This window comes from Rossellomorea aquimaris, assembly GCF_008180865.1.
GTDB classification, from domain to species: domain Bacteria; phylum Bacillota; class Bacilli; order Bacillales; family Bacillaceae_B; genus Rossellomorea; species Rossellomorea yichunensis.
Map to the genome: position 1 here is coordinate 100,840 of NZ_VTEX01000003.1, position 18,888 is coordinate 119,727.

The following is an 18,888-nucleotide window of genomic DNA, read 5'->3' on the forward strand; positions in this document are numbered from 1 at the left end:
AATCAGGGTAATAACCCGGATATCCTCAATAACCTTATGTTGGATAGTGCGGAACCTAATAATCCTCCTGAAGTGACTGTGAAATAAAAAAAGCAAGGGCACATGTCCCTTGCTTTCTATAGAATAATGGCTGCAATCCAGCCGAATAGTATCAGTGGAATATTGTAGTGTAAGAATGTTGGTACACACGTGTCCCAAATGTGGTTATGCTGTCCATCCGCATTTAATCCGGCTGTCGGTCCGAGCGTACTGTCCGATGCCGGGGAACCTGCGTCACCAAGTGCCCCTGCCGTACCGACAATCGCAATCGTTGCGAGGGGACTGAATCCAAGCTCCATGGCAAGCGGTACGAAAATGGCTGCGATGATCGGAATCGTAGCGAATGAAGATCCGATACCCATCGTCACCAGAAGTCCTACGATCAACATGATAAGAGCAGCCAATGCCTGGTTTCCACCGATTACGTCAGCAGTCGCTTCAACCAATGTTTCGACATCGCCTGTTGCTTTTACCACTTCTGCAAAGCCTGATGCAGTAATCATCACAAAGCCTATGAAGGCCATCATTTTCATTCCATCATTCAGTAACCCGTCAGCCTCTTTCCATTTAACCGATCCTGTGATGTATAGAACGGCAATACCAGCTAATGCACCGAAAATCATTGATTCCAGCTGAAGTTGAACATATAGAGCGACTACGATGGAAACGAGAGCGAAAATCATCGCTCTTTTATTGTACACGACCTTTTCTTCTGCAATCACTTCTTCTCGTTCAATGTATTCCCTTGGTTTACGATAGCTCACAAATACGGCGATAAGTAACCCGATCATCATGCCACCTACTGGGATTAGCATAGCTTTCGGAATATCACCCAATGCAATTTCCATTCCGCTTGAGCCCATGTTCTGAGCAATGATTTCATGGAACTGCAAGCCGAATCCTACAGGTAAAAGAATATACGGAGCCGTTAAACCAAACGTAATCACGGATGCGATTAAACGTCTGTCAATACGTAACTCTGTCATCACCTTTAATAAAGGCGGAATCAAAATAGGAATAAAGGCAATGTGAATCGGGATCACATTTTGTGAAAAACAAGCCATGATTAAAATAGATAAAACAATAAGTGCTTTCGAAAGGGCTGTTTTTCTAGAATCACCTTTTTTCCCAACTACTTTAAGTACCCAGTCTACAAGCAGATTCGGGATTCCCGTGTAGGAAATCGCCACCGCGAATCCACCCAGTAATGCATAACTCAAGGCGATACTTGCCCCACCGCTGATTCCTTCAGTAAATATGGATATCGTCTCGTTTAATCCCAGCCCACCAGCCAATCCTCCGACTAATGCCCCAGTGATCAGAGCGAATACGACATTCACTCGTACCAAACTTAGTACGAGCATGACCAGAACCGCTATAACAACTGCGTTCATAACTACCTTCCTCCTCAAAATTCTCCATACACGATTTATCGTTTTACTTTAGTTCGCTAAATTGGTAGAGTAATAAAATCACGATTTCAACTTTAACAAGATAAAGAGAGTTTGTCAACACTTTAGCAGAGTAAAAGGGGAGTGGGAAATTTTTAGTCGTGGATGGGTTCTCTGCGGAGGATCGGACAATATCATCCACCCAGATCATGAATACTCACAAAAAAAGAGCCTTCTTTCAGTGTCATCATGCTTAAACACTGAAAAAAGACTCTCCATTCCTTCACATTATTTTTCTAATGGCACAAAACGCTCTACTAATAGTGCAAGGGTTCTTGCCATGACACCCGTTCCACCTTTAGGACCAAGTTCATAGCTTCCTTTTGTCGTAGCCGTACCGGCGATATCAAGGTGTACCCAAGGAAGTCCTTCCGCGAACTCTCCGACAAATGCCCCACCCATGATGGCATGACCTGCTCGTCCCGGCGAGTTGTTCAAGTCGGCAATATCACTTCCACGAACACGTTTCTTATCGTTTTCCGTATAAGGTAGCTGCCAGATATATTCGCCTGATTCCCCAGAAGCTTCCAGCACTTGCTCGAAGAACGCTTCATTATTCGTGAGGGCCCCTGTTTTGTCTTCACCCAGAGCGATGATGACTCCTCCCGTTAAGGTTGCAACGTCCACTAAATAGTTTGCTCCTTGATGCTTTGCATAGGTCATACCGTCAGCAAGTGCGAGACGGCCCTCAGCGTCTGTATTTAACACTTCAATGGTTTTACCGCTCATTGATGTAATCACATCGTCAGGCTTGAATGCGGAGCCGCTCACCATATTGTCTGTTGAAGGAATGACGGCAACGACGTTTTGTTCCGGTTTGATTTCACCGATGATTTCCATGGCACCCAGAACCGCAGCGGCTCCCCCCATATCTGCTTTCATTCCGACGATTCCATCTTTAGGTTTAATAGAATAACCGCCTGTATCGAAGGTGATTCCTTTTCCAACTAAACCGATGACATCTTTCCACTCATCTTTTCCATTGTACTTAAGAACGATCATTTTGGGAGGTTCAACAGATCCCTGGTTTACAGCGAGCAGTGCGCCCATTCCCAGATGCTCCATCTCTTCTTTATCCAAAATTTCAACTTCAAAGTTATATCGCTCAGCTAATTCAAGCGCGTATTCTGCTAATTTAGTAGAGGTTAATAGATTACCAGGAGTGTTCACCAGCGTACGAGCTGAATTGACTCCGTTACCAAAGGCGGATCCGATATGTAAAGCGGTCTCTACTTCTTTAGAGTCTGCGCTTGTAAAGAACTCAATCGACTCTACGTGTACTTCCGGTTGATTTGATTTTTTCTTATAGCCGTGGAATTCATATGTAGACATCGTAAAGGCTTCCATAAATGCATGAGCCGCATCTGTTGCTACCATTTCTTCAGAAACAAACGTATCCAGTGCCACTGAAAAAGAAGATATCTTCATCTGCTTTAAAGCTTTTGATGCTACACCTAACGATTCTTTTAAAGTATCAAATGTAAGATCTTTTTGTTTCCCTAGTCCGACGAACAATACTCTCTTCGTTTTGAGTTTTCCAAACGTATGTATTTTAGTTACTTTCTTTGCTTTTGAAGATATGTCTCCGTCTTTTACCAGCTGTGTAAGATAGCCCTCGAACTTGTGGTCAAGCTCTTTCAGCTTCCCTTCAAATGTTGGCTGATTGTGAACCCCAACAACCAGGCACTCCTGATTAGCAGCTGTCAATTCATTTTGATTAATCGAAAATTTCATTTATCCGACACCTCCACCCTCTATTATAGCGAAAATGTCCCATTATTTCGACTTTCTAACAAACCGCGATCCACAAAGTTAATTAAAGAGGTAAATAGGGTATGATATAATGAGAACATTATTTGTATTCAAACAATTGAAAGGGTGGCATTTCACAGCATGGAAGTATTTTTTAATTTTCCATTATGGGCATCTTTATTTTCAATCTTTTTTGCTCAGTTTGTTAAGGTTCCCATACAGTTTATCGCGACGAGGGAATTAAATTGGTCATTAATCACCTCAACAGGCGGGATGCCGAGTTCCCATTCAGCGGCCGTAACGGCATTATCTACTGGAGTAGCCTTGGAAGTAGGCGTGGATTCACCAATCTTTGCAGTTTCCGCCATGTTTGCCATCATTACGATGTTTGATGCAACGGGTGTCAGAAGACAGGCAGGAGAACAAGCCATTGTCCTGAATCGATTGATGATCGATTTCCAAAGGTTCATGTCAGAAGCAAAAGGCTGGCAGAACAAGCCTGAACAGGAAAAGCGCAAGGAATTGAAGGAATTACTCGGACACAAACCCATTGAAGTGTTCTTTGGTGGACTTTCCGGGATTATTCTGACCCTTCTTCTTCATTATTTCTTTTATGCATAGGAGTGGCACGATGAGAATTGTTTCAATCTGTCCAAGTAATACAGAAATAATCGATTACCTCGGATTAACTCCACATCTCGTTGGAGTCGATGATTACTCCGATTATCCTGAAGAGGTCCAATCACTGCCCAGGCTCGGACCGGATCTCTCCATTAATATGGATAAGCTGGAGTCCTTGAAGCCTGATTTGGTATTTTCTTCATTAAGTGTACCTGGAATGGAAAAAAACATAGAAAATCTGAATAAGCGGAACATCCCCCACATTACGTTAAATCCTCAGAGCTTTTCTGATATAGCAGAGGATCTTTTAACGGTGGGAAAAGCGTGTGGAATCGATGAATATGCCAAGAACCGTCAGAGTGAATTTCTGGAAACCGTAACACGCTTAAAAACGGTGGGTTCCGGGGTTCAACACCCTCCCTCTCTTTACTGGGAATGGTGGCCAAAGCCTGTATTCACCCCTGGTAAGATCAACTGGTTAACCGAGTTGAGCGAGATGATCGGGGCACGAAATCTATATGAAGATGTGGATCTAGCGAGTGTTCAAACGGATTGGGAAGATGTACAAAAGCGTGACCCCGACTATATCTGCCTTGCATGGGTCGGCGTTCAGCAAAAACGGGTTAACCCTGATATCGTAAAGAAGCGTCCAGGATGGAACGACATGAGAGCTATTCAACAAGATCGAATTTTTGTCCTGGAAGAAGCCCTCTATTGCAGGCCGTCCCCACTTCTATTAAAGGGAGCTGTCAAGCTTGCCGGGATGCTTCATCCAGAATTGTATAAAGAGGTCCAGTGATGTTAAAAAAGCACGCAGTTCATGATGGATGAACTGCGTGCTTTTCTTGATTATTCTTCTTTAGGCGATAAAATCTGCTGTCTAAAAACCTGCATGGATTTATTTTCATTTAGATCTACTAATTGCTGTTCGGATAACTCACCTGAACCCATCTGGATCACATACACATCCAGTGTCTGTTTCCCCCATTCATTATACACATCATCGACTGTCTCATAATAGAGATCCAGTCTATTCCCCTTAATAGCGCTCCCTTTATCGGCTACTACCCCATATCCATAATGGGGGATAAAAAGAATGGTACCAATAGGATAAACGGAAAGATCGGCTGCAATCGTAGAATATAAATCACGTTTCACTTTCACTCCTGAATATGTAATTCCGTACAGGGGATGCCCAGGATTCTTCCCGGTCGATTCAATCCCGGCTGTATAGCCTGTGGCTACGACCTTATGCTTCGTATACTGATCCCAATCAACGGACTCTTCCAACGTCCTCGGTTCAACAGGTGTACTCGCAGATATCTGAGTTTCAAAGCCTGCCAGCCTTTTAAGAAATTTGAATGACAATCCTAATCGATTTCTCTGATGCTCTTTATAATTCAAACTGGTTTGATCACGGTCACCCTTATCCATCAACCAGGTTTTAAAGGTTTGGGCCTCTACTCCGGAGACTGATTGAAAAGTGGTTCCCAGTGCCAGGATGAACAAACTGACCATAACGAATCTCTTCGTCCATGTTTTAAACAAATTCATGTATTCACTCCTCCCACCTTTAATACTTCCCAACCAGGAGGAGATATATGCATAAATTGAGAAAAAAATCGAATAGTTTCAATATTTGGAAATCATTCAGGTTAGCGTTCCCTTTAGATGAGTTTCACCGCACATCGCCGATATTACAGTGAATATAACCTATTTCCTACTTCAACTAGTATGTACAATTTTCGAAAAAAATCATAATAAAAACCCGTTCAACTTCGGGGAAATCCCTCGGTTAAACGGATGCGGTTAAAACATTCGATACCCTTTTGCTCTTAAAATTCTCATCACGACTCCTGAAAGAATCGCTCCTGCCAGCCCACTTCCTAAGATCACAAGATCGGCTACAGCCAGGTGGCTGATTTTCGTACCTAACTCAGAAAACGACTCTCCGGCATTTCGGAAATAATCTATAAAACGAACATCATCCACAATAAAAATGACGACAATAGGATAAATGATGGCCATAATCCACGTCATACGCAATAACATATTTAACAAAAAGCCTATTCCGAAAAATAGAACAAAAAATAGAAGCATCGAAATTAACATCACATGTATAGGCATTTTTCCGCTTACACCTCCATAAACACTAAAGATTAGTGTACCCCGAGTGTAATGAAAGCGTCAATATTTTCAAGAAGATTTGTAGCTTATTCACAAAATAAACATATGTTCCATATCAGGTGACCATATAAAAACAGACCCAAATCAGGATCCATACCTCCATTGGAAGTATCCACCTTCATCAGGTCTGCTTTTCATTCTATCTGTTAGGGCTTATTTCTGCTTCCCACTGCCTCCGCAGCACGGACACGTTTCAGAACCACCCAATACTAGCTGAAAGTATCCTTTTCCTGAACAATAAAGACAGTATTTCGTTTTAGTACTTGCAGTAGCTCTCATAATTCCCTCTCCCTTTTGTTTAATTTCTTAATTTTCTGATAATATATCATCTATCTCCAATAAAGAAAAGGGACATGAGAGGGGATGTACCGTTAAGAAAGCGAATACATTTGTGTTTTTCTTTCATTATCTCTTTTTTTCTTAAAATTTACAGAATTTTATAAAAATAATGTGTACTTTGTGTAGGCAAATTGGTCTCCTGGATTAATCCCTTCTATCGGGCTTAGTATATTTTGGTCAGCCGCCTGTTTGATTATCTCATGCACCATAACGGACGTTTTTTCATCTTCCAACAATTCTTGAGGAGACTTCCACCCCACATCCCACAATTCTTTTTCTTGGATTTGAATAGAAGAAGTTTCCTTACTTTCCAACAGAAAGATCAGCATGTTATCGCTGACATCATCTTGAATCACGCCTGACCGGAATCCTACAATCCCTTTGATGCTTGTTTGTAATCCTGTTTCCTCTCTTACTTCTCTCATAACTGCATCATCGACTGCTTCTCCAGCATTGACGAAACCAGCAGGCAGGGACCACATTCCTTTCAGACCACTGTATTTCTTTTTTACCACAAGCCATTTACCATTCTCATCTATGACGAGTCCGGCCACCGCAAGCCAAACTTTGCCCCTTTTCACTCTCGAACACCTCCGTAACATTTCCCCACAAGAAAAAGCAGAGCGGAAACCACCCTGCTTTTCACTATATGATTTAAGACTTAAAAGAACTTGAACTTACCTTTTTTGAAGACAAGTGATGGTCCACCAACCATGTAAAGCGCACGGTTATCGACTACTTTCTTCATGAAAGAAGCTTTTGTTCCGGTGATTTTCTTCCCATAAACGACACCGATTGCATCGTCTTCACCCAGTGAACATACTGTTCCTTTGATATCTGGAGTAAACTCTTCCATGTGATCTTTACCGTGCAGTAAAGCAGCAATGTTGCGGGCACATACTTCACCTTGCTGCATTGCGATTTGTGCAGTCGGCGGGTATGGACGCTCAGTTTCTTCATTGATCATAAGTGAACAGTCACCGATGATGAAGATGTTGTCATGACCTGGAGCTCGAAGATCTTTGTTGATTTTCACCCGGGCACGCATGTTTTCGATTCCAGCTCTTTCGATGATGGAGTTACCGCGTACACCTGCAGCCCATACGATCGTACCAGCCTTGATTTCTTCTACTTCATCTTCACCTTTAGCGATAAGGACGCTGTCAGCTTTCGCTTCTTTAAGTGGAGTTCCGATGTGGAATTCAACACCTTTTTTCTCAAGCTTGGCACGTGCGTATTTCACTAGCTCAGGATCGAATCCAGGAAGAATCATTGGTGCAGCTTCCACGCACACGATACGAACCTTCTTGCGATCGATATCATATTCATGACAAAGTTCAGGAACACGGTTACCTAATTCACCCAAGAATTCGATTCCAGTGAATCCTGCCCCACCTACAACGATTGTAAGTCGGTCATCTTTCTTTTCTTCTTCGTTTTTATACGTAGCAAATTGTAATTCAATATGCTCACGGATTTGACGGGCAGAGTTGATGTTCGAAATCATGAATGCATGCTCATGAAGACCCTGGATACCGAATGTCTCCGATTCTGCACCTAATGCAACAACCAGGTAATCGAATTCTACTTCACCGTTACTTGTGATGACTTTCTTTTCTTCTACTTTAATATCTTCAACAGTAGCTTGTAAGAAGTTTACTTTGCTTGTGTTGACAACATCTTTAATGTTGTAACGTACACGATCATGATGAAGTGTACCTGCAGAAGCTTCGTGTAACCAAGTGGTTTCGTAGTGATAATCATTTTTATTAACTAAAATAATTTCTGCTTCATTTGTACCTAATTGTTTTTGAAGACGAGTTACCGTCATTAATCCACCATAACCTGCACCTAATACAACGATTCTTGGCTTTCTCAACTGAATCACATCCACCTTTTTTGATAAATTTGCTTTGGATACTCTTAGAGTCCTCCACATCATGCTTTTTTATCCCGTTCAATCTGATGCTATTACCTTTTCCCTATAGACAAGAAACTGAAACAAATCAAACGAGAAGTTTTCCTTAATTTAAGAGGAAAGTATTGTATGAAAAATAAATAAAAACGATAAACAAGAAAGTATGTGACGTATTTCACGAACTACTACATACTTATGCGAGAATTGTCATAAATTCTTAACATTATGCCTACATTACATAATATTCTTTTTACCATGCATTTTCAAGATATATATAGGAAATTGAAAACTTAAGAATATTCCGAAAAGCGGAAGGGCTTTGCCCAGAGGCGACAAGCATAAGGCGAACCTGTCGGAAAGGCGCTTTTTTGCCTTTTTGGCAGGTTCGACTTATGACCTCGAGCCTCTAAGCCGTGGAGCTGGACACATCGAAAAACACATCAGATTAACTCATTCAAAAGTCGTAGGGGATCTCGCCAAAAAGACTGATTATTCCCAATTATAATTTCAATTATTGTGAAGAATCGATGTCTCTGTGATAGAATAAATTAAAGTGAAATACATCTTAATTGTTGGAGGGATCTAGTTGAAGGAAGATCAAAAAGTGTATGATATTACGATCATAGGCGGCGGTCCTACAGGTTTGTTTACGGCGTTCTATGGCGGCATGAGAAAAGCATCAGTTAAGATTATTGAAAGTCTACCACAACTCGGGGGCCAGCTGGCTACGCTATATCCTGAGAAATACATATATGATGTCGCAGGTTTTCCAAAAGTGAAAGCCCAGGATCTTGTAAATAATTTAAAAGAGCAGATGGCTAAATTTGAGACGACGATTTGTCTGGAGCAAGCTGTGGAAGGTGTAGAAAAACAGGCTGATGGCATGTTTAAGCTCACAACCGATAAAGAGATTCATTTTTCCAGAACGATCATCATCACAGCAGGAAACGGTGCCTTCCAGCCTCGCCGCCTCGAACTTGAGCATGCGTCTAGTTTTGAAGGTAAGAATCTTCATTACTTTATTGATAACCTGGAACATTTCAGGGACAAGAAAGTTGTCATTTGTGGTGGTGGTGATTCTGCCGTTGACTGGGCCCTTATGCTTGAGCCGATCGCAGAAAAAGTCTACCTTGTCCACAGAAGAGATAAATTCAGAGCCCATGAACATAGTGTGGAGAATCTGCACAACTCAACCGTTGAGCTTAAAACTCCGTATGTTCCGTCAGAGCTGGTTGTCGATGAGCACAAGATCAATCAGCTGATTTTGGAAGAAACAAAAGGTGATGAGAAAGAAATTCTCGATCTCGATGAACTGATCGTTAACTTTGGCTTTGTTTCATCTCTTGGCCCGATCAAGGATTGGGGACTTGAAATCGAAAAGAATTCAATCGTCGTTAACTCGAGAATGGAAACGAATATTCCCGGAATTTATGCTGCTGGTGATATCAGTACCTATGATGGGAAAGTCAAACTCATTGCCAGTGGATTTGGCGAAGCACCGACAGCGGTTAATAATGCCAAAGCTTATATGGATCCGAAAGCAAGAGTCCAACCAATGCACAGTACATCCATGTTCACAGACTAAAGTCCACTATAAGAGAGGTTCAGGAAATTTATACCTGATCCTCTTTTTAATTCGCTCTTTTCGTAAAGATTGTTGTTTTTAACATAAGTTCTGCAAGGCTCTGTCAATTAGTGTGTGCTGGATGGTGAGGGGAACTGCTCCGCTTTCCGCGGACGTTCGGCCGAGCCTCCTCAGCTTCGCTTCCGGGGTCTCGGCACGCCCGTACTTCCGCAGGAGTCTTTGCAGTTCCCCTCACCATCTTTAATAGGATCTTTGTGACAGAGCTTCAAGGTGTACCAGAAAACAAAATAACTAGAAAAAATAATTCTGCTTTATTAAGACAATGAATCTCTACTTACCTTATAAGAGATTGTTTGCTAAAAAGCTTGTTTAAATTGTTTTCGATTAAGGATTCATGCTCAGAAAGTTGATCCTCGCTGCAGGATGATCGACTCCTGCGGGAATAGCTGGACAGGTGAGACCCCGGAGGCGCAGCCGAGGAGGCTCACCGCCAGCCCCGCGGAAAGCGAGCATCCTGGAGCAGAAATCAACTATTACTTTCGTGTCTACAATAGCAACAAACTTTACGAAAAGAGCCTTTTAATTTGAATGTAAGTGAAAACATCAAAATTATTCCCGATCTTAAGAAACAGAATATCCAATCGCAGAAATAATGTGCCAAACATTGATCCTTATTACACCTAAACCATCAAATTGTTTATTTTAGCAGTGAATGGGTAGACCAATAATAGGATAAAAAACTTAGATAAAGGATGATGGATGCATGAATGTACTCGTTATTGGAGCAAACGGTCATACTGGCCGACACATAGTGAAAGAACTTTCAGGCAGCAGTCAGCATTTCGTGAGAGCCATGATTCGAAAGACAGAACAGGCAAAGGATATGGAAGACTTAGGGGCAAGACCAATTGTTGCAGACCTGGTGCAGGACTTTTCTTACGCTCTTGAAAATGTAAATGCTGTTATTTTTGCAGCTGGCAGCGGTGGTTCAACAGGAGACGATAAGACCCTTACAATTGATCAGGAAGGTGCAAAGAAAGCAGTGGATTACGCGAAGAAGATGGGAATTGAGCGCTTTGTGATGCTTAGCTCAATGGGTGCAGATAATCCGTCAAGCGGTCCGGATGCACTTCAGTTTTACTTAAAAGCGAAAGGAGCAGCGGATGCCTATTTGAAGGAAAGCGGTCTAAATTACACAATCGTCCGACCAGGCGCCCTTTCATTCGACGAAGGGAAAGGAAAGATTGAAGCTTCTACCTCCATTGAAGACAAAAGCAGAGACATATCACGTGAAGATGTCGCAAAAGTACTCGTCGACTCCTTGACCATCGAAGAAACAAACCACAAAGTATTCGAAATCCTGAGCGGTGACACACCTGTTGAAGAAGCACTAAAAAATATCCATTAATCATGAAAAAGGGGACGGACCTCCAAAATGGAGGTCCGTCCCTCTTAGTTATCAGCAATTCTCCGGCGTACCTTTATTCGTCGCCGTCACGAACGATGATCCGCATCCGCATGATGCGATGGCGTTCGGATTATCAATCGTAAATCCGCCACCCATCATGGACTGCTTGTAATCTATTTTAGTACCGTTCAAAATAGCAGCATCATTTTTGGCTACAACAAGCTTGATTCCATGCTGTTCCAGTGTTGTATCTCCATCTTGAAGCTCATGTTCAAATCCCATTCCATAAGAAAGGCCGCTACAGCCTCCCCCTTTAACCGCTACTCGCAACATGGCATCTGTTTCCTCATGTTCCTTCATCATATCTTTAATCTGAAGGGCCGCGGCTTCTGTCAGAATGACTACTTCACTCATTCATTACACCCCCAACCTTTTCATTTCTTACTTCTTAGTATACTCCTTTCTATTTTACTACTCAACCAAAGGGGCTTTGGTGAATGATTGGAAGGAAACTTTTTATTCATATCAGTAAACCGTGACTTTTTACTTATCTCCATAAAAAACACTGGTCCTTGATCCTTCCGCCAAGGTATAATAAAGGAAAATAGTCCCGATTATGAGGTGGTATTCATGACGGTAGTGTCGCCCTTTTATGATAAAAAAACACAGTGCCTTTCGTGTAAACACTCGTTCAGTACAACAAGGATCAGATCCCGTTTTGTGAAGGTAGTAGGATACGACAGTGACTTTTGTCCCCTGTATGATTCAAAGGATGTGAATCCTTTACTCTATAACGTTTCTGTATGCCCAAAGTGTGGTTTTTCGTATACAGATGATTTCACAGCATACATACCTCCTGTTCTCAAAGCTGATTTGGAAAAGAAAATCAGCCTACACTGGCAGCCACAGGATTATGGAAAACTGAGATCATATTACGATGGGATTAATACATATAAATTGGCCGCCTACTGTGCTCTAATTAAAAAGGAGAAAAAGGTGACCATAGCAGGGTTATATCTCCGGACTGCCTGGCTTTATCGAAAGACAGGAGAAAAAGAACAGGAAAGACGATTCATTAATCTTGCTACACATGAATACATTGATGCCTATTTGACAGACGGCGTATCAGGTTCTTTAATGTCCGAAACTAAACTCCTGTATATCATAGCGGAATTATTGAGAAGACAGGATAAAATCGAGGAATCCGTCGTTTATTTATCTAAAGTCATTAGTAAACAGCATCTCTCCACAGAACCGAAGATTATTGAAATGGCCAGAGAGAGCTGGTACGAAATACGGGATCGGTATAAAGAAGCAAAGTCTTTGTAAAAGAAAACTAGTGGTCTCGCCACTGTTTTTTTTTTTGCATTCCAGAACACATACACATTGTAAAAAACCAAAAAAAATAAGCCAGTCACAAGACCAGCTTTTCTTTAAAACATCGGATTATCTTCAAGAAATTGATAGATATGATCCACCAACTCTTCAGGTGTGTCCCCTGTTACGACTTCACCATTGACGAGAGCATAAAAGGATTGGGCGCATTTTCCGCAGTAACCCAGGCATCCATACTCAATAACATCGAGGTTGGGGTCCCTCTCTAATATTTCAAGCGCTTTTTGCGCACCACTAGCAAGATTACTTATACAAAATTCAATAATAGGTTTCAATTCTATCACCTCACTACTCTTTGTTATGCTACCTTTTTTTATCATTATCGTCAATCATTTGAGTTCCATGTAATGGTATAACAGATTGTGAACATTTTCGCTTATTTCTGTTGTGAAAACGCCGTTATTTCGATATACTTTTAATGTTAATAGGTTTACTAATATGATAATTGCGCGAATTATGCTTCATATTGAAAATGCTTACTTTTTCAGGACCCGTTTCGGCGTGAATGTCCTTTCAATCCCGTCCCATACAATTTATGGGATATACATCACATACAAACACACTATTTCATTCATAATGTAGAGTGCAAAAAAGGGGAAATTTTTCATGAAACAATTAGTGCTGCTTGGCGGAGGATATGGGAACATGCGCGTTCTACTTCGCTTATTACCCAACCAATTACCTGAAGATGTATCGATTACCCTGATTGATCGAAATCCTTACCACTGCCTTAAGACGGAATACTATGCTTTAGCCGCTGGTACGATTTCAGATCAACATGTACGCGTATCATTCCCGGAACATGCCCGTTTATCCTACGTGTACGGAGATATTTCCGGAGTGGACATGGAAAACAAGCTCGTAAATATGAAAGACCAAGATCCAGTTCCTTATGACGACCTTGTGATTGGACTCGGCTGTGAGGATAAATATCATAATGTACCTGGTGCTGACGAACATACTTACTCCATTCAAACAATTGAAAAATCCCGTAAGACATACCAAACCTTATGTAATCTTCCAGCTGGTTCGATCGTAGGAATCGTTGGAGCCGGATTAAGCGGGATTGAGCTTGCGAGTGAACTTCGTGAAAGCCGTTCTGATTTAAAAATAAAGCTGTTCGATCGAGGTCCGCGTATTCTTAATGCCTTCCCTGAGCGTCTAAGCTCTTATGTTCACAGTTGGTTTGACGAGAATGACGTAGACATCGTCAATGGTTCGAATATTACAAGAGTGGAACCAAATACCCTCCATAATCATGAAGAACAAATCTTTTGCGATGCAATCGTATGGACGGCAGGTATTCAGCCAAGCAAAGTCGTCCGCGATATGAATGTTGAAAAAGATGCAAGCGGTCGCGTCATTCTGACAAAGTATCATAACCTGCCTCAGGATGAAAATGTGTACGTGGTTGGTGACTGCGCAAGCCTTCCTCAAGCTCCAAGTGCCCAGCTGGCTGAGGGACAAGCAGAACAAATCGTGACAGTTTTACTTAAACGTTGGAAAAACGAAGAACTACCTGCAGAATTACCTAAGATCAAGCTTAAAGGAATTCTCGGTTCACTCGGAAAGAAACATGGCTTCGGTCTGGTAAACGAGCGCTCCATCACAGGTCGTGTCGCTCGATTGTTGAAATCCGGTGTGTTATGGATGTATAAGTATCATAATGGATGATGTAAAAAAGAACCGCGATTGATGTGCGGTTCTTTTTTTGATTCACCTCAATAATCCATCTGAAAAAGCTAGCCCAATCAGAAAAGCCTTTTTCAACCCCCACGAATTAAACCGCTTTATACCCATACTTTTCAAGCTCAGTGTAAATCGTTTTTAAACGGGGATTCCCTTCGCCGACAATATTTCCTTCTAACAGGACAATCGGATAAAACATATCCTCTTCGATGACTCTTGAAGCAAATTGCTTTACGACTTCATCTTCAGGAGGACTGTGAATATCTACATATTTAATCACGAAGGGCTGATTTGGGTACTTCCGGCTGACAGCAGCCTCAAGCCATTCGTACGTTTCTTTCGATGATGGTAAATTCACGCAGCTTGGACAAAGTATTTCTGCCCCATATACATAAAGTTCAACAGGCTTACGCTCCATTTCTCTCTCCCCTTTGCTTTCCCTCTCTTGTATATTTTACAAAAAAAGCAGCAGAGTTGGAACGATAATGTGTGAATTTCTGTACTGGAAACTGTATTTAGACTTTTTCTTAAAAAGAAATTCCCAATAGTTTGCAGGTTGATAGATTTTTTGTGAATATGTCATTATAATAGAGAGTAAGGAAAGGAGTAGATAATTATGGCTGAAAACGAAATGATTGCACCAGTTCAGGAAGTATTAGATAAATTACGTCCGTTCCTACTTCGCGATGGTGGAGACTGCGAACTAGTGGACGTCGAAGACGGAATCGTTAAATTACGCCTTCTAGGTGCTTGTGGAAGCTGCCCAAGTTCAACAATCACGCTAAAAGCAGGAATCGAACGCGCTTTAGTGGAAGAAGTTCCAGGTATCGTTGAAGTAGAGCAAGTATTCTAATTCAATCACATTAAAGCCTAAATCCTTAATCGGATTTAGGCTTTTTTTTCATTGTACTTCCGTCTTCGGTTGATCTCCCTTTATAACTGCCTGAATGTTCTCCACGCATAAGGCCATCATTTCATAACGCGTTTCTTTCGAGGAACTGCCAATATGGGGAATGGCGACAACTTGATCTAATGCAAGAAGAGGATGATCGGCATCAATCGGCTCTGCTTCGAATACATCCAATCCGGCACCTGCAATGTCACCCCTCTTCAATGCTTTTTCTAAAGCCTCTTCATTTACAATCGCACCACGGGCTGCATTGATGAAAATCCCTGTTTTTTTCATCATGGTGAATTGTTCTTCCTGGAACATGCCTTTTGTACCCGCATTCAGTGGAGCAAGCACAACAACGAAATCCGACTGGATTAAAAGATCTTCAAATGTTGAATATTGTACTCCAAGGGCTCTTTCCGCTTCATGCTTCCTGGAACGATTATGATAAAGAACATTCATATTGAATCCCTTGGATCTTCTAGCCACCGCTTCTCCTATGCTTCCCATTCCAACGATACCAATGGTTTTGTGATGAATATCCATGCCGGAAAGGAGAAGGGGTGACCAGCTTTTCCATTTTCCTTCTTTAATATAGCGATCCGCTTCAACGATTCGCCTTGCCGTCGCCATTAAAAGAGCAAATGTTAAGTCGGCAGTGGTTTCCGTTAGGACATCAGGCGTGTTGCAAATGGTTACGCCCAATTCTTTTGCCGCTTCAAGATCTATATTGTCAAAGCCCACCGCAAGATTTGCCACGACCTTCAATGAAGGAGATTTCTGTAATAGCTCCTTATCTATCCGGTCTGACAGCATAGTAAGTAAAGCAGTAGCACTCTCTGCTTTACGGAGAAGAATATCCCTTGGCACTGGAACATCCCCATGTTCCCACATGTCGACTTCAAATTCGCTCTGCAATGGTTTAATCACTGATTCAGGCAATTTTCTCGTAATGTATATGGATGGCTTCATATGTATCCCCTACCTTCACTTCACTTTCCTCCAGTTTAGCATAAAAATGAAGGTATACAGGGGGTTAAAGTCTTTGAAGACATTGATCGTTTAAAGCCATGCAACAAGGGGAATTCCCCATTTTTTCACTGGAACTTCGGACATATGATAAAAGTCAGACAGAAATGCCTCATATTGATGAGAATTTTTCAGATAGTTCTCCAGCTTCTCTTCTACTACCTTCTTCTGCTGCTCAGATTCTGAAATATAATATTCCTCGATGCATTCGAAATAATGCAGGGGAAACAGAAGTCGTGAATACAACAACCTCCATGAGAATGGTGAGAGTGGGGTAATGGATTCATACTCTCTCATAAATTCCTGAAGCTCAGGATGAAACGTTTGGCTTTTCATGAAATATCTTTCTCTCACCCACTCCGCTATGTCCCTGCTGCAGTGATCGAATACCCACTGAAATGGAAAATGAATGCACACCTCAGTCCCCCATGTCGATTGAATATAACGTTCATGGCAAATCGTGCCTGCATCCTCTTGCTTCGGGTCCTCATCAAGCTCCGTATCCACCAGATACTGAATCGCGTTTTCTGACAAAGCACTGTAATAAGGATAGCTCTCAACAAAACGACGTTCAAACTCATCAGCCGGCTGATCCTGGATAACCTGATAGTACGCTTTCTCTAACTGGTCCAGCCGCTTTTCCCACAGACTCTTCCACTGGCCCATACGATTTATTTTCTCCACCTTTTCTTCAAAGGTCCGTCCCCTGAAATGGAATTTGCTTAACTTTCTTCCCAGCTTATTATCCGGGGGGGATTGGATGCTTTCATTTCGCAGCACCACAAAGTCTTTATCTTTTTCTACAACAAGAAATCTTCCTTCGTGGTTAGGAACGAAGGTTGAAACATGGCGATCCCCCTGACTTTTAAGGTGTTCTGCCAATTTGTAGAGTTCCACTAAGGTTTCTTGTTCCATATTCGTTACGCCGACAATACTATATACTAACCCCCCAACCAAATATCGATTCATCATTCCATCAAAGAATGCCCTCTCTGGATGCAATCCAAAATGATTGATTAATATTTCTTGAGACATGTTGATCTCTCCTATCTAAAGTGACCGTCTTTTTATTTTTCGCAAGGTGATCTGTGTCAAAGGAACTCTTTTTCATATTGTCATTTTCCTTCATTTGAAGGACACAAATTATATGAATATAACCTTTAAAGACATTTATGAATATCTGAAACTGGAGATGGGCAAGAATGAGAGTAGAAGCTATTATTATGTCTATTTTTTAAATAGGAATCATATGTGTAAAACAAGGCTTCGTCTAATCGAAATAGGGGTTTTATAATCTTTCAAAGAAAAGGTGAATAGGATGAAGGATAAAGAATCAATGGATTTATTAGAGAAAACGGCACGTAAATGGCTGCATGAAAGAGGAGTGGAGATTGAAGATATCGCTCAATTGGTCATGTACCTTCAACAAAAATATCATCCTGATCTTGAACTAAAGGAATGTGTCTATAATGTTGAACGTGTGTTAACGAAGCGGGAAGTACAGAATGCAATACTGACAGGTATTCAACTAGATATATTGGCTGAAAAAAAGATGCTTGAAGAACCGCTTCAAGCGATTATTGAAGTAGATGAAGGACTATATGGTGTGGATGAAATCCTGGCCTTTTCGATTGTGAATGTATATGGATCGATCGGATTTACAAACTACGGATATATAGACAAGCAAAAACCTGGAATTCTGGAGAGGCTAAATGATAAATCATCCGGTATGTGCCATACCTTCCTTGATGATATTGTCGGAGCTATTGCAGCGGCTGCTTCCAGTCGGTTGGCACACAGGGCGAAATGCGCAGAATGAGGTTGAAGAATTATCCAAATCAGACGACATGGGTCGTCTGATTTTTTAGTGATAGAAGAAGTGGATATATACGCTAACAAAATAATCATACTATATTCCCTAAAAAATTACAGACTACAATAAATAGATCCTTTTAACTAACTTTATTATTGCACATCGATGAATAGTTTTATATAATTACAACTATAGTTGTAATTAACATCAATATAGTTGTAACAAGGCTTCTTTAGAATAAACACCAGATAAAGGCTATCACTTTTATGAGATTCGAAAGAATTTCACATACTACATACGAAGAATAATTGAGGTGAAATCCTATCCGGCTCCTAAGTGACCAAGCCCTTATTGATGCCTATAAAAAAGCAAAACAGTTAAAACTCAGTAATGAATTCATCATTCTGATCGAACAAGAAATTAAAAAGAGAAAATTAGTTCATTAAAGAATCGTTTGATTGTAGATGTCTTCGTGTTCTTCACAAGTCGGCATAATGTCTTCCCACTGAACGTCAAGAGCACATACAATGGCATTCAGCTTGTTCAGGGACGGATTCGCCTCTCCCTTTTCAATCAACGAAATATAATTAACCGTTAATCCACATTTGTGACTTAATTCTTGTATGGTGATTTCTTTTGCTCTTCTATGGTGCCTTATTTTCTTTCCGACAAGTCCTGTAACTGTAATACTCATTACCTCACTACCCTTTTAAAAATTCTTTAGAAATGACGTGGAATGTTTCGAAAATCAATTAAGAAACAGTGACTTT

22 protein-coding genes are annotated in these 18,888 nt (G+C 41.2%); 9 read left to right on the top strand and 13 right to left on the bottom strand.

All coding sequences use genetic code 11. The features are described from left to right. Positions 1-116: 116 nt before the first annotated feature. Both FZC88_RS13250 and FZC88_RS13255 read right to left on the bottom strand, forming a co-directional pair. The gene (locus FZC88_RS13250; RefSeq protein ID WP_148995254.1) at positions 117-1,433 is read right to left on the bottom strand and encodes a Na+/H+ antiporter family protein; all 1,317 of its coding nucleotides are present in this window, start codon (positions 1,431-1,433) and stop codon (positions 117-119) included. Between the two features lie 285 nt (positions 1,434-1,718). Beyond that, positions 1,719-3,224, bottom strand: coding sequence for a leucyl aminopeptidase (locus FZC88_RS13255; protein WP_148970752.1), 1,506 nt, complete (start codon positions 3,222-3,224; stop codon positions 1,719-1,721). Positions 3,225-3,383: 159 nt separating this feature from the next. Here FZC88_RS13255 and FZC88_RS13260 point away from each other — a divergent pair, with 159 nt between their 5' ends. After that, entirely contained in the window at positions 3,384-3,863 is a 480-nt protein-coding gene (locus FZC88_RS13260) for a divergent PAP2 family protein (protein ID WP_148970753.1), read from the top strand. Between the two features lie 10 nt (positions 3,864-3,873). Beyond that, entirely contained in the window at positions 3,874-4,662 is a 789-nt protein-coding gene (locus FZC88_RS13265) for a cobalamin-binding protein (RefSeq protein WP_148995255.1), read from the top strand. A 50-nt stretch (positions 4,663-4,712) separates the two neighbouring features. Here FZC88_RS13265 and FZC88_RS13270 read toward each other — a convergent pair whose 3' ends face one another. From FZC88_RS13270 to FZC88_RS13285, 5 genes are all read right to left on the bottom strand, one after another. Beyond that, positions 4,713-5,417 carry a 3D domain-containing protein gene (locus FZC88_RS13270; RefSeq protein WP_148995256.1) on the bottom strand — a complete coding sequence of 235 codons (705 nt, stop codon included), beginning with the start codon at positions 5,415-5,417 and terminating at the stop codon, positions 4,713-4,715. A gap of 255 nt (positions 5,418-5,672) precedes the next feature. Beyond that, a complete protein-coding gene (locus FZC88_RS13275; protein ID WP_262371868.1) occupies positions 5,673-5,990 on the bottom strand; it encodes a YuiB family protein in 318 nt (105 codons plus the stop codon). Positions 5,991-6,203: 213 nt separating this feature from the next. Continuing rightward, the gene (locus FZC88_RS24670; protein ID WP_172655674.1) at positions 6,204-6,329 is read right to left on the bottom strand and encodes a YuiA family protein; all 126 of its coding nucleotides are present in this window, start codon (positions 6,327-6,329) and stop codon (positions 6,204-6,206) included. Positions 6,330-6,487: 158 nt separating this feature from the next. Then, the gene (locus tag FZC88_RS13280) at positions 6,488-6,991 is read right to left on the bottom strand and encodes an NUDIX domain-containing protein (RefSeq protein ID WP_148995257.1); all 504 of its coding nucleotides are present in this window, start codon (positions 6,989-6,991) and stop codon (positions 6,488-6,490) included. Positions 6,992-7,050: 59 nt separating this feature from the next. Continuing rightward, positions 7,051-8,268, bottom strand: coding sequence for an NAD(P)/FAD-dependent oxidoreductase (locus tag FZC88_RS13285; RefSeq protein ID WP_148970826.1), 1,218 nt, complete (start codon positions 8,266-8,268; stop codon positions 7,051-7,053). Between the two features lie 625 nt (positions 8,269-8,893). On the opposite strand from FZC88_RS13285, the gene FZC88_RS13290 reads away from it, so the two are divergent. Together FZC88_RS13290 and FZC88_RS13295 are read left to right on the top strand one after the other, a co-directional pair. Continuing rightward, complete coding sequence (locus FZC88_RS13290) at positions 8,894-9,892, top strand: NAD(P)/FAD-dependent oxidoreductase (RefSeq protein WP_148995258.1); 999 nt, start codon at positions 8,894-8,896, stop codon at positions 9,890-9,892. A 763-nt stretch (positions 9,893-10,655) separates the two neighbouring features. After that, entirely contained in the window at positions 10,656-11,300 is a 645-nt protein-coding gene (locus FZC88_RS13295; protein WP_148995259.1) for an SDR family oxidoreductase, read from the top strand. Positions 11,301-11,351: 51 nt separating this feature from the next. Here FZC88_RS13295 and FZC88_RS13300 read toward each other — a convergent pair whose 3' ends face one another. After that, positions 11,352-11,714: a HesB/IscA family protein gene (locus tag FZC88_RS13300; RefSeq protein ID WP_148995260.1), complete on the bottom strand. Its 363-nt coding sequence runs from the start codon at positions 11,712-11,714 to the stop codon at positions 11,352-11,354. 216 nt (positions 11,715-11,930) lie between these two features. Here FZC88_RS13300 and FZC88_RS13305 point away from each other — a divergent pair, with 216 nt between their 5' ends. Further along, a complete protein-coding gene (locus tag FZC88_RS13305; protein WP_148995261.1) occupies positions 11,931-12,629 on the top strand; it encodes a DUF2225 domain-containing protein in 699 nt (232 codons plus the stop codon). Between the two features lie 104 nt (positions 12,630-12,733). On the opposite strand, the gene FZC88_RS13310 is transcribed toward FZC88_RS13305, so the two are convergent. Then, positions 12,734-12,970 (bottom strand): YuzB family protein, encoded by a 237-nt coding sequence (locus FZC88_RS13310; protein WP_258549604.1) that lies wholly within the window; start codon positions 12,968-12,970, stop codon positions 12,734-12,736. A gap of 331 nt (positions 12,971-13,301) precedes the next feature. On the opposite strand from FZC88_RS13310, the gene FZC88_RS13315 reads away from it, so the two are divergent. After that, positions 13,302-14,369 (top strand): NAD(P)/FAD-dependent oxidoreductase, encoded by a 1,068-nt coding sequence (locus FZC88_RS13315; RefSeq protein WP_148970776.1) that lies wholly within the window; start codon positions 13,302-13,304, stop codon positions 14,367-14,369. A 106-nt stretch (positions 14,370-14,475) separates the two neighbouring features. On the opposite strand, the gene FZC88_RS13320 is transcribed toward FZC88_RS13315, so the two are convergent. Continuing rightward, positions 14,476-14,802: a YuzD family protein gene (locus tag FZC88_RS13320; protein ID WP_148995262.1), complete on the bottom strand. Its 327-nt coding sequence runs from the start codon at positions 14,800-14,802 to the stop codon at positions 14,476-14,478. Positions 14,803-15,000: 198 nt separating this feature from the next. Between FZC88_RS13320 and FZC88_RS13325 the strand changes: the two genes are divergently transcribed. Further along, positions 15,001-15,237 (top strand): NifU family protein, encoded by a 237-nt coding sequence (locus FZC88_RS13325; RefSeq protein ID WP_034763763.1) that lies wholly within the window; start codon positions 15,001-15,003, stop codon positions 15,235-15,237. Between the two features lie 48 nt (positions 15,238-15,285). On the opposite strand, the gene FZC88_RS13330 is transcribed toward FZC88_RS13325, so the two are convergent. Beyond that, on the bottom strand, positions 15,286-16,248 hold the full coding sequence (locus FZC88_RS13330; protein WP_148995263.1) for a 2-hydroxyacid dehydrogenase: 963 nt from the start codon (positions 16,246-16,248) through the stop codon (positions 15,286-15,288). A gap of 90 nt (positions 16,249-16,338) precedes the next feature. Continuing rightward, positions 16,339-17,340, bottom strand: a complete 1,002-nt coding sequence (gene yutH / locus FZC88_RS13335; protein WP_148995264.1) for a spore coat putative kinase YutH — start codon at positions 17,338-17,340, stop codon at positions 16,339-16,341. 283 nt (positions 17,341-17,623) lie between these two features. Between yutH and FZC88_RS13340 the strand changes: the two genes are divergently transcribed. Together FZC88_RS13340 and sda are read left to right on the top strand one after the other, a co-directional pair. Further along, complete coding sequence (locus tag FZC88_RS13340; RefSeq protein WP_113968983.1) at positions 17,624-18,124, top strand: phosphatidylglycerophosphatase A family protein; 501 nt, start codon at positions 17,624-17,626, stop codon at positions 18,122-18,124. Between the two features lie 317 nt (positions 18,125-18,441). Beyond that, positions 18,442-18,564, top strand: coding sequence for a sporulation histidine kinase inhibitor Sda (gene sda / locus FZC88_RS13345; protein WP_113969158.1), 123 nt, complete (start codon positions 18,442-18,444; stop codon positions 18,562-18,564). Here sda and FZC88_RS13350 read toward each other — a convergent pair. Beyond that, positions 18,561-18,812: a helix-turn-helix domain-containing protein gene (locus tag FZC88_RS13350; protein ID WP_098350080.1), complete on the bottom strand. Its 252-nt coding sequence runs from the start codon at positions 18,810-18,812 to the stop codon at positions 18,561-18,563. The two genes, sda and FZC88_RS13350, sit on opposite strands and share 4 nt — an antisense overlap. Positions 18,813-18,888 lie beyond the last annotated feature (76 nt).